Genomic DNA, 9,168 nt, shown 5'->3' with positions numbered 1-9,168 from the left:
CCTAAGTTGTCGATAACCGCTTCTACTCCCGCCATTTGCCCTAAGAAAAATGTATCGCCAACTAGTGTATCCACGACATAGACTTGATCACTCTTCACAGCTTTTAAATTTTTCCATACAGGGTTTTCTTTCCAAACATTTATCAAGCCTAATTTATCATCTGTATTCATCTTTCTGCGGTTTTCAGCAATAAAGATATGATCTGGATTTAATGCGGTTAATGCTTCTATCCCTACTCTACCATTCTCTTCTTCTGGTAAACCTTCTGGAGCAACTAACCCAATTTCATCATAATATACACTAAACTTTTTCGGGTCCATCACTGTAAAGTCTTTCCCATTTGAGACCAAAAATAATACTTTTTCATCTTTGTGATTTTCTGCTACTTTCTTCGCTTCTGATATTTTATTATCTAAATCATTAATCACTTCTTCTGCCTTTTCTGTCTTTCCGACTACTTCAGCAATTTGTAACAATCGTGAACGTACATCTTTTGAAAAATCAATGACGACAGATGGGGCCATCTTATTAAACTCATCATAAGTCTCTACTTTTCTACCTTCACTACTCATTAAAATAAGGTCTGGAGATTTTTCAACAATTGTCTCTCGATTCACTTTTCCACCGAGATCAGTAATATCTTTTCCGTCCGCATACTTATTGAAAATTTCAGATGCCTCTTTCGTCATCATTCCCTCCGAAACAATTGGAACCTCATCTAACAATAATAAATAATCGGTAATCATAATATCAACACTGGCAATGCGTTCAGGCTTTTTCTCTAACTCCGTCTCTCCCTTGATATGGGAAATCGTTTTTGGGAATTCAGCTGTTTCTTGTTGAACGGCAGAATTATTCTCTTCAGAAGCTGGTGCCTTCCCCTCTGCTTCACTAGTTTGATCTGAATTACCACAAGCTGTTAATAATAACATCATTCCAATCAATACTATAATCTTTTTCATCATTAACCTTCCTTTCAAATTAACCTTTTGTCTTCATTAATAAATACAGAAAATACGGTGCTCCCAATAAGGATATAACTACTCCTACAGGTATTTCTGTATTTTCCATAATACTTCGAGCGATTGTATCCGAAGTTAATACAATCAATGAACCAACCAAAGCTGTAATCGGTAGCATATTTTGGTGTTTCGGCCCCACGATTCGACGGGCGATATGCGGTCCTAAGAGGCCAATAAATCCAACTCCTCCGCCTATAGCTACACAAGAAGCGGCCAAACCGACAGCTGTAAAAAGTAATAACACTCTTTCTCTTTCAATTGAAACCCCTAAGCCTCTAGCTAATGGCTCATTTAAGCTAAATAAATTTAAAACATTAGATTTATAGTAAGTAAAAGGGAGTAATAGTATCATCCATGGAAGCAGAGCAAGAACAAACTTCCAATTGGAGCCCCAAAGATCTCCCATCTGCCATCTAACGACGAAATCAAGATTTCTAGGGTTTAATTTTAATGTCAAAATAATGGTAGCCGCACTTATTCCTGCTGCTACAGCAATTCCAACTAATAAGAGACGAGAAGGGGAAATGCCTTCTCCTTTTTTAAATGAAAGAATATAAATTAAGCAAGCGGTACATCCAGCTCCAACCAAAGCTAAAAAAGGCATAAGGAACATAGATGTTTGTGTTTGACTAGCAGAAAAAGAGATAAATAGTAACACAGCGAAGCTAGCACCCGCATTAATTCCCAATATCCCAGGATCAGCAAGTTCATTCCGAGATACCCCTTGCAAAATCGCTCCCGACACTGCTAATCCAGCTCCCACCATGATAGCAATGACCATTCTTGGTAAACGCAAATCAAATAACACAAAGTTTTGCTTTCTTGTCCCTTCACCAAAAAGTGTTTGCAACACCTCTAATGGAGACATACTAAATGTTCCGGTATTCATACTTACAATAAAAGAAAGAACAACAAGGGCAACAAACAATACCGTCACTTTTACACTAGAACTTTTGCGCTGACGCTTAAATGAACCTAATTTCACTTATAGCCCCCTCCTTTCCCTTCGAGCGAGATAAAGGAAAAAAGGAACTCCAATAACAGCAATAATCGAACCAAGTGGAGTTTCATACGGCATATTAACAACTTTGGCACCAATATCAGCTAACACAACAAGCAATGCACCAACAATAGCTGAACATGGTATAATCCACCGATAATCAACACCTACTAAATATCTAACAATATGAGGCACAATCAAGCCAATGAATCCTACTCCTCCTACTGTGGACACTGCTGCTCCCGAAAGCACTAAAACGACCACTGTACCTAAACCTTTTATTAGCTTCGTGCGTTGCCCTAAACTTAACGCAACCTCTTCTCCTAAACTTAAAATCGTAATAAACCTCGACAAAAAAATAGAAACAATTAGCCCTCCAACAATCCATGGAGCCATCACCTTCACTTGAAACCACTCCGCCGTGGAGATTCCTCCTGCTGACCAAAAGGCGAGGTCATATGTAACTTGAAACACTAAAGTCATCGCTTGGCTTAAACCCGTCAGCAAGGAACCGATTACAGCTCCTGATAAAACAAGTCGAATAGGTGAAAGACCTCCTTTAGAGAAAAAAGCTACTCCGTAAACGAGACCAGCTCCTAGCCCAGCTCCAACAAATGAAAATAGTATGACGTATCCAAATGACAAATTCGGAAAAAAAGCAAATACTAGAACTAACGCAAACCCCGCTCCTGCATTCACTCCCAATAATCCGGGATCTGCCAAACCATTTCTCGTCATCCCCTGCATAATTGCTCCAGCAACTGCAAACCCTGCTCCAACGAGCGCTCCAGCAATCACCCTAGGCAGCCGAATGCTACGAATAATTTGGTGAACTTCATCATTTGGATTAAAATCCACTAAAGAAAGCCAAATTGTACTTAGTTGAATCTCCCTTACCCCTATCGAAATCGATAAGCACATCACAAGAAATACCCCAATTGCTCCAAATATTAATATACTTGTCGCAGCTACTGGTCTTACTCGTATTGGGTGGTTATCTTTCACCTGTATCTTTTCCATTCTTCACCACACCTTTAAACCCTCCTGTTACCGATTACTATTGAGTTGCATTCTACATCGGACTCCCCAACCATTTCTGCATCGTTTATTGGTTTGTCCCTCTTTTACTATAGTACCGATAACCCTATCCGAATGAGTGTTCATTTCCTCCCTCTTAATAATGATAATCATTTTCAAATAAAATTATCACAAAGAAGCCCCTTTTTGAAAATGGACAATTCTCTATTTCATTTTTATAATTCTCCAATTTCAATCAAGATGTAGCAGTGTTACTAATTCAGTTAGTAACTGTTCATTCCCAATGGCTGAATAGGTAAGGAAAGGGAATGGTTGCATAAGGTAGTAACTCCCTCCTATATACTGTTTAAGTTCATCCATTCTCACCATCTGCTCTTTGTTGATAAAAACAAGGACATGATCAGCTTGAAACTCCTTCAACTCAAATCCATTTTTAATTTCTTTTAGCTCGATATGTTCAATACTTCTCGGCGCATTTAATTGTAAATCTCCATACAAAACCTCGCTTACTTTTCTTCGTTTTTTCCCGAATACACGAATATTTTCTTGATCAATGCTAATAGCTAGAATCGTCTCATTCTCTAACTTCCTATTTAGCTTTTCTCTTAACACTCGGACTCTCTTATCATATAAGTCTATCCACGAATGAGCGGCTTCTACAATGCCTAATGCTTCAGCAAGCTGCAATAAATGCTCCTTCCAAGAGACTTTTTTTAACGGGAATAATTTTGTTTCCGTTATTTTATTTAACTCAGCATAATGAGCATGAAATTGAGAAGAGCCAATAATTAAATCTGGCTGAAGTTTATTAATTTCATCAATATTTAGTTCAACCATCTTTGTTCGTTCGAGAAAGCCTTGATGATGATTTTTGACGGAAGGAATCGTTACAATATTCGGAGGTATCCCTAACGCATAAAAATCTCCTAAAAAAGCTGGTGACAGGAGAATAATGGTCTTTTGTAATGATTTCTTAAACTTCATAGGAGAAACACCTACACATTTTTTGAAGACTCTGCTGAAATAATACTCATCATGATAGCCGATGAACATAGAAATTTCATACACACTCATATTAGAGGTTAGCAGCAAGCTTTTCGCTTTATGAATTCTTCTCAATGTTAAATATTGAAGAGGAGTTACACCTGTATGTTCTTTAAAATACTGATAAAAGGCAGACACGCTCATACCGAAGACCGGACTTACTTCTTCCATATGAATCTTTTCATTATAGTGATCATCTAAATACGCTTTAATGTTCGTAATAGATCTTTCTAAAGGGGAGCCAATCTGATCTTTAGTCTTTTGCCGCTCTCGCTCCCTCATCATAAATTTCCATAACCGAATAAATATTTTAATTGCCAAAGAACTCTTTTGGAATGATAAAATGTTGTTTAATTCTTCAAAATAAGATTGAAATGCTTCCTCGTTTCTTATCGTGATTTTTTCTTCTTCAATCAATCCATGATCTTGAACATCCCAACCGCCCGTTTTTCTAGTAACAAGCGCATAATGAAAGCCTATAATTGATACATAGCAAACAGAAGGATTAACATTAATGAATCCTTCTGTTCCTTGTGGAATAATGATTAAATCATTTTTCTTCAATAATATCCGTCCCTTATAAGTCAAAAGCTCTGCTTCTCCTTCTTTCACAAACAATACGATATTTTCATTCTCTATTTTAAATTGGGATAAAGAAGCATTATCAGATAGTTTAAAGCTATATACTTGTGTAACATCAAATAACATATTCGAACGGTACCTTCCATCAAACATAAAAACACCTATCCTTTGTTAAATTTTGCATTGGTCACATTTTATCATGAGTAAGAAGGGGTATGGGTGTGTTTAGCTACTACAAGCACGAAGATATGCTACACATCGTGTAAGCATCATGTATGATCAATATGACAAAAAAAGATGAGGGAAACACATCAAATATGTGTCTTCCTCACCTTTTTTCTTTAATACACTTCAATCTGCCCCATCATTCCATTGTCTTCATGCTCTAAAATGTGACAATGAAACATATATGTCCCTTTATTCGAAAACGTCACAGCAATTTTTGCTTTTTGCCCAGGATCTAAGGCGATTGTATCTTTATAACCAGCTAAATGAGCCGGTGGCGCCTTTCCGTCAATTGAAATGACTTGAAATTGCGTTCCATGAATATGGAACGGATGCTGCATCCCACCCATCATATCTTTCACGTTTTCTACTTCCCATACTTCTGTCACATTTTGTTTCTGTCTGAAGTCGATGCGATCCATATCAAACTTCTGACCATTAATCGTTACATTCTTCCCCATCCCTTCTAATTTCACTTTTTTCGTGACTTCTTGATCTTTCACATCCTCAGAAATCGGTAATGCATTCAAAGTAGTGGCAGTGTTAACTGCTCGCCTCGTCTCCTCTTTCAAATGAATCGGTAAAATCACAACATCATTTTCATCCACTAACGAGACTCTATCCCCTTTTACCTGTGTGAAATCAACGAGTACTTCCACTCGTTCAGATGGCGCAACTTCGATTTCCTTCATTGAATGTGACTTATATGAACCTCCCCCACCTATCGCTTCGCACTTCACTTGAGGTAGGGGTTTCTTGTCGATCCCTTCGATATCAGAAGCCGGACGATGTCCATAGGTGTACACGACACCCTCGTCTTTCTCGGGGACTGACGCTCCCATATGGAAGCAGTGGTCTTGACGCAAGAAGTCTCTTGACGGCTTGCTGCCACCGTAAGCAACAGAGAGAGAATCGAAGACACGGTCATCTCTCTGGGGCAGTTCTACCCATCTACTACGCCTGTACAGGACGTAGATACGTGATACTAGTTAGCATCACTTCTCGAAACTTCCCGTGCAAGTACTGGGATAAGATATTCGCTGCACCGTGGACATCTCGATGCCGTTCATAGCCACAAGAACATCGGTAGTTTCGCGAACGGACTTTATTTCGTTTTCCACAAGCAGGACATGCTTGCGTTGTGTAGGCTTCGTTTTCTTTTGATAAGGAGACGCCAGCCGCTTCTAATTTATAAACCAACTGTTTCGTGAGTTTTCCAAAGCTCCAGTTGCTGAGTTTTCGGTTCATTTGTTTGGAACGGAAGCGTTTTCGTTTTTTGTTCCGCTTGCTTGTGTGCCTCTGGACGCCTTCCACATCGCCAAGAGCGACATGCCCGACTTTTTGTTCCACACACCAGTTCACAAAAGCACGAGTCGTCTTATGCAGGAGATCCCCTAGCTGCCGTTCACTTTTGGAGAGAATGTACTTCTTCGCCCGGTTGTATTGGCGCCATTTTCTGGACCCTTTTTGACACCGACTCATGAGGATTTGTAGCTCTCTCACTTTTTTATTTCGCAATCGGTGAATGCTACGCATCTTTCTGCCCGAAATCACTAGCGCTTGTCCATTAGTACTAACAGAGGCAATCGTATGAATCTCACCTGGATCAATCGCAGCTGTATGACCGTCTTGAATCGGTACAGGGTTAACGCCGTCTTCATACGACAAACAGGCATGCCATCGGCCATCATAGACGAGTTCTACTTCTTTAACCACACCAGCTGGAACCGAGGCGAGCGTCAACACGAGCGGTGTCTGTTGTTTTCCTTGCCATCTTCCTAAGCTGAGTGTTAGCTTGCGCCCTTTTAGTGCGAAAGATTTGTTCACCCATTTAGGATGAAATACGAATTTTTCTTTGTATGGATACCGGATAGACTTGTTCGTTTTTCGCGCTTGACGAACTCCTTCTCGGGCATGCAAAAACTTATGGCATACCGCTTGGATCGTCTGACTGTGAAGAGGATACAAGCCTTTGAGTTCAGCTTGAAGGTTGCTTTTGTTAATCCACTTGTTATGAATCCGGTAATAATACCGAGCCAGCTGCACGCAGTCATTCCAAATCGTTCCGCAAATTCGACGTATGTGAAACAACTGTTGAAGCGTGGACTGTGGCGCTCTAAAGCCCGTTTTCAACGTTCGATACATGAGATCCCCTCCTTTGTCATCATTATAAAACGAATGTATGTTCCTATCAAGAGCAAATGGAAACTTTCATCCTTTTTTCTTTCGACAAAGTTCGGGAGGTCCTCCACCAAACGCTTTTCGGCTGTGCCGAACCGAGATTCATCCCCTCCCTACTCGCTGGGCTGTGCCCTTCACGCTCCTTGAGGAAGAGGACTTCTCTCGGATTATGTTAAATTTATCTAAAGCAGCTGTTGAAAATCGACATGACAACCGTGATTCATTACGAACAATTTGTAGAAGAAGACGTTTTGAAGAAATGGCCACACGTATCGGTTGTATTTGACACGGTTCAAGATAACCTTGGAAATGACTATATCGCTGAGGATAACGGTGGGACGAGTCGTGATAACCTTTTATCTTTCCAAGGTAGCAGCACGATCAAAGCAATCGACCCAAATGCGAAATCACTCACAATTGTTCCGACGATTATTTTCTCGCTTGGCTCAGGCAAAGGCGTAGAAGAAAAGAAAATGGAACCGATTAAAATCGACTTACAATAACGACTCAAAAGAAAATGACTCTACTATGAAAGTCACTTTCTTTTGATCATTGTTCAATTTTTCAAATTCCGCAACTCATCTACCGTTACAAACGTATATCCTTCGTTTAATAGTGTTTGTAAAATGCCTTCAGCGGCTTGAAGTTCCTTTCCCGTATCATCATACATCGGGTGCATTAAAATAATTGAACCTGGTTGGATATGCTCCCTTACATAAGCCACTTTATCACTAGCTGTAGTGTAATAAGTGTCCGGCTCTAAATTCCAAGTGATCGTTTCCCGATTATGCTTATTTAAGTAGTATGGCAACCCGACAAGCTTCTTACCATTTGGCGGTCGAAAATCTATTTCCTCACTATATCCCGCCATTTGAATGAGCTGATCTGTTTTTTCAATTTCTTCTTTAATGTAAGATGGTGTTTTGAAAATCATTCGCTGATGTGAGAATGTGTGATTCCCAATTTGATGACCTGCTTCAACAATCTTTTTTGTCTCTTCCAAGTTTTTCTCGATTTCTTCTCCAATAAGGAAGAAAGTGGCCTTTACATTGTATTTATTCAATAACTGTAGAATTTGATCGGTATTCTTCGTCGGCCCGTCATCAAACGTCAAAGCCACAACCTTTTGAGTCGTCTCTACTTGATTTGTTAAACTTCCAAAAAGTTGATACGTTCTAGAGTTCATTAATTTATATGTACCTATCATTAGAACGAACACAACTACAATCCCTATTCCAATACGTATTAGCTTCTTTTTCATATATGCACCTTCCTTTAGTAAAAATTTCGTAATAAAACTTTGGTCCACTTTTCTTATGAAATCCGTTTAAAATCTTTGCTCATACACGCTTGTTTCAGCTTTTTTGATTTCAAAAGGTATCTAATATCTGACAGGTTATCGTATGAAAGCTGGATATGATAATAGTTAATATACTCAAGACAAGCAAAAACATAGATAAATCCTGCAAACGACTCACCTGTGTATAAATAAGAGAGCCGCTTTTCTATATTTCTCTTCATCAATCCTTGCCCCTTATCCCTATATAAATCTACTCAATATTTCTCCCGGTAATCCGTCCATTTCACAAACTTTCTCCGATGTAAATCCTTGCTTAATTAAAATCTTTCTAGACGGAATATTGCCTGGATCGATAATTGCTTTCAATATTTTCACTTCTGTTTGCTTAGCTAATTCAATTAATTGTTCGGCAATCGTACTGCCATAGCCCTTTCCCCAATATGCAGGTAATAGCATATAGCCAATTTCAGCTTCTTCGGTTTGATCTTCATTCAACGTTAAATGACCAAGCCCTATATATTCACCTGAGGAACTATCATACACTTTATACGAGCCATATAGCTCATGCTTTCCATTCCGTTCTAATAGTTTTTGGTAGTCTGCTTGAGCCTCTTCTAACGGAATAGCGCGCTCTGTAATTTGCGCCATCACTTGTTCATTTGATACTAATTGAAAATAATCATTAAAATCTTTTGCTGCAAATTTCTTATAGTTTAGTTGATTCATACTCTATCTCTCCTTTTTGCTGGTTAAAAAGCTGGCACCCTATATTAGTG

The 9,168-nt window shown here is 39.1% G+C and carries 8 protein-coding genes and 2 pseudogenes (1 of these 10 running past the window's edge); 1 reads left to right on the top strand and 9 read right to left on the bottom strand.

Annotated features, from left to right (window positions below; translation table 11 throughout):
- From ACSVDJ_RS01385 to ACSVDJ_RS01360, 6 genes and pseudogenes are all read right to left on the bottom strand, one after another.
- Nucleotides 1–965, bottom strand: the 5' portion of a protein-coding gene (locus tag ACSVDJ_RS01385) for an ABC transporter substrate-binding protein (RefSeq protein ID WP_518619820.1). Its footprint begins 7 nt before the window's first position; 965 of the gene's 972 nt are visible here — the first part of the coding sequence; it begins with the start codon at nt 963–965; its stop codon lies beyond the left edge, outside the window.
- A gap of 16 nt (nt 966–981) precedes the next feature.
- Nucleotides 982–2,007 (bottom strand): FecCD family ABC transporter permease, encoded by a 1,026-nt coding sequence (locus ACSVDJ_RS01380; RefSeq protein WP_439170655.1) that lies wholly within the window; start codon nt 2,005–2,007, stop codon nt 982–984.
- Nucleotides 2,008–3,042, bottom strand: coding sequence for a FecCD family ABC transporter permease (locus ACSVDJ_RS01375; RefSeq protein ID WP_439170657.1), 1,035 nt, complete (start codon nt 3,040–3,042; stop codon nt 2,008–2,010).
- A 249-nt stretch (nt 3,043–3,291) separates the two neighbouring features.
- The gene (locus ACSVDJ_RS01370) at nt 3,292–4,812 is read right to left on the bottom strand and encodes a helix-turn-helix domain-containing protein (RefSeq protein WP_518619817.1); all 1,521 of its coding nucleotides are present in this window, start codon (nt 4,810–4,812) and stop codon (nt 3,292–3,294) included.
- Nucleotides 4,813–5,027: 215 nt separating this feature from the next.
- Nucleotides 5,028–5,639, bottom strand: a pseudogene (locus ACSVDJ_RS01365) (multicopper oxidase family protein); the annotation flags it as partial.
- Between the two features lie 226 nt (nt 5,640–5,865).
- Complete coding sequence (locus ACSVDJ_RS01360; protein ID WP_439170662.1) at nt 5,866–7,056, bottom strand: RNA-guided endonuclease InsQ/TnpB family protein; 1,191 nt, start codon at nt 7,054–7,056, stop codon at nt 5,866–5,868.
- Nucleotides 7,057–7,298: 242 nt separating this feature from the next.
- On the opposite strand from ACSVDJ_RS01360, the gene ACSVDJ_RS01355 reads away from it, so the two are divergent.
- On the top strand, nt 7,299–7,595 hold the full coding sequence (locus ACSVDJ_RS01355; protein ID WP_439170663.1) for a DUF5643 domain-containing protein: 297 nt from the start codon (nt 7,299–7,301) through the stop codon (nt 7,593–7,595).
- 53 nt (nt 7,596–7,648) lie between these two features.
- Here ACSVDJ_RS01355 and ACSVDJ_RS01350 read toward each other — a convergent pair whose 3' ends face one another.
- The 3 genes and pseudogenes from ACSVDJ_RS01350 to ACSVDJ_RS01340 form a co-directional block, all read right to left on the bottom strand.
- Nucleotides 7,649–8,353, bottom strand: a complete 705-nt coding sequence (locus tag ACSVDJ_RS01350; RefSeq protein WP_439170665.1) for a polysaccharide deacetylase family protein — start codon at nt 8,351–8,353, stop codon at nt 7,649–7,651.
- A 53-nt stretch (nt 8,354–8,406) separates the two neighbouring features.
- Nucleotides 8,407–8,571, bottom strand: a pseudogene (locus tag ACSVDJ_RS01345) (general stress protein); the annotation flags it as partial.
- A 61-nt stretch (nt 8,572–8,632) separates the two neighbouring features.
- Nucleotides 8,633–9,118, bottom strand: coding sequence for a GNAT family N-acetyltransferase (locus ACSVDJ_RS01340; protein WP_439170667.1), 486 nt, complete (start codon nt 9,116–9,118; stop codon nt 8,633–8,635).
- Nucleotides 9,119–9,168 lie beyond the last annotated feature (50 nt).

Source organism: Bacillus sp. Hm123 (assembly GCF_051842975.2).
Taxonomy (GTDB): domain Bacteria; phylum Bacillota; class Bacilli; order Bacillales; family Domibacillaceae; genus Bacillus_CE.
Note: the sequence above shows the minus strand (reverse complement) of the source record. Positions and strands in the feature narration are given on the sequence as shown.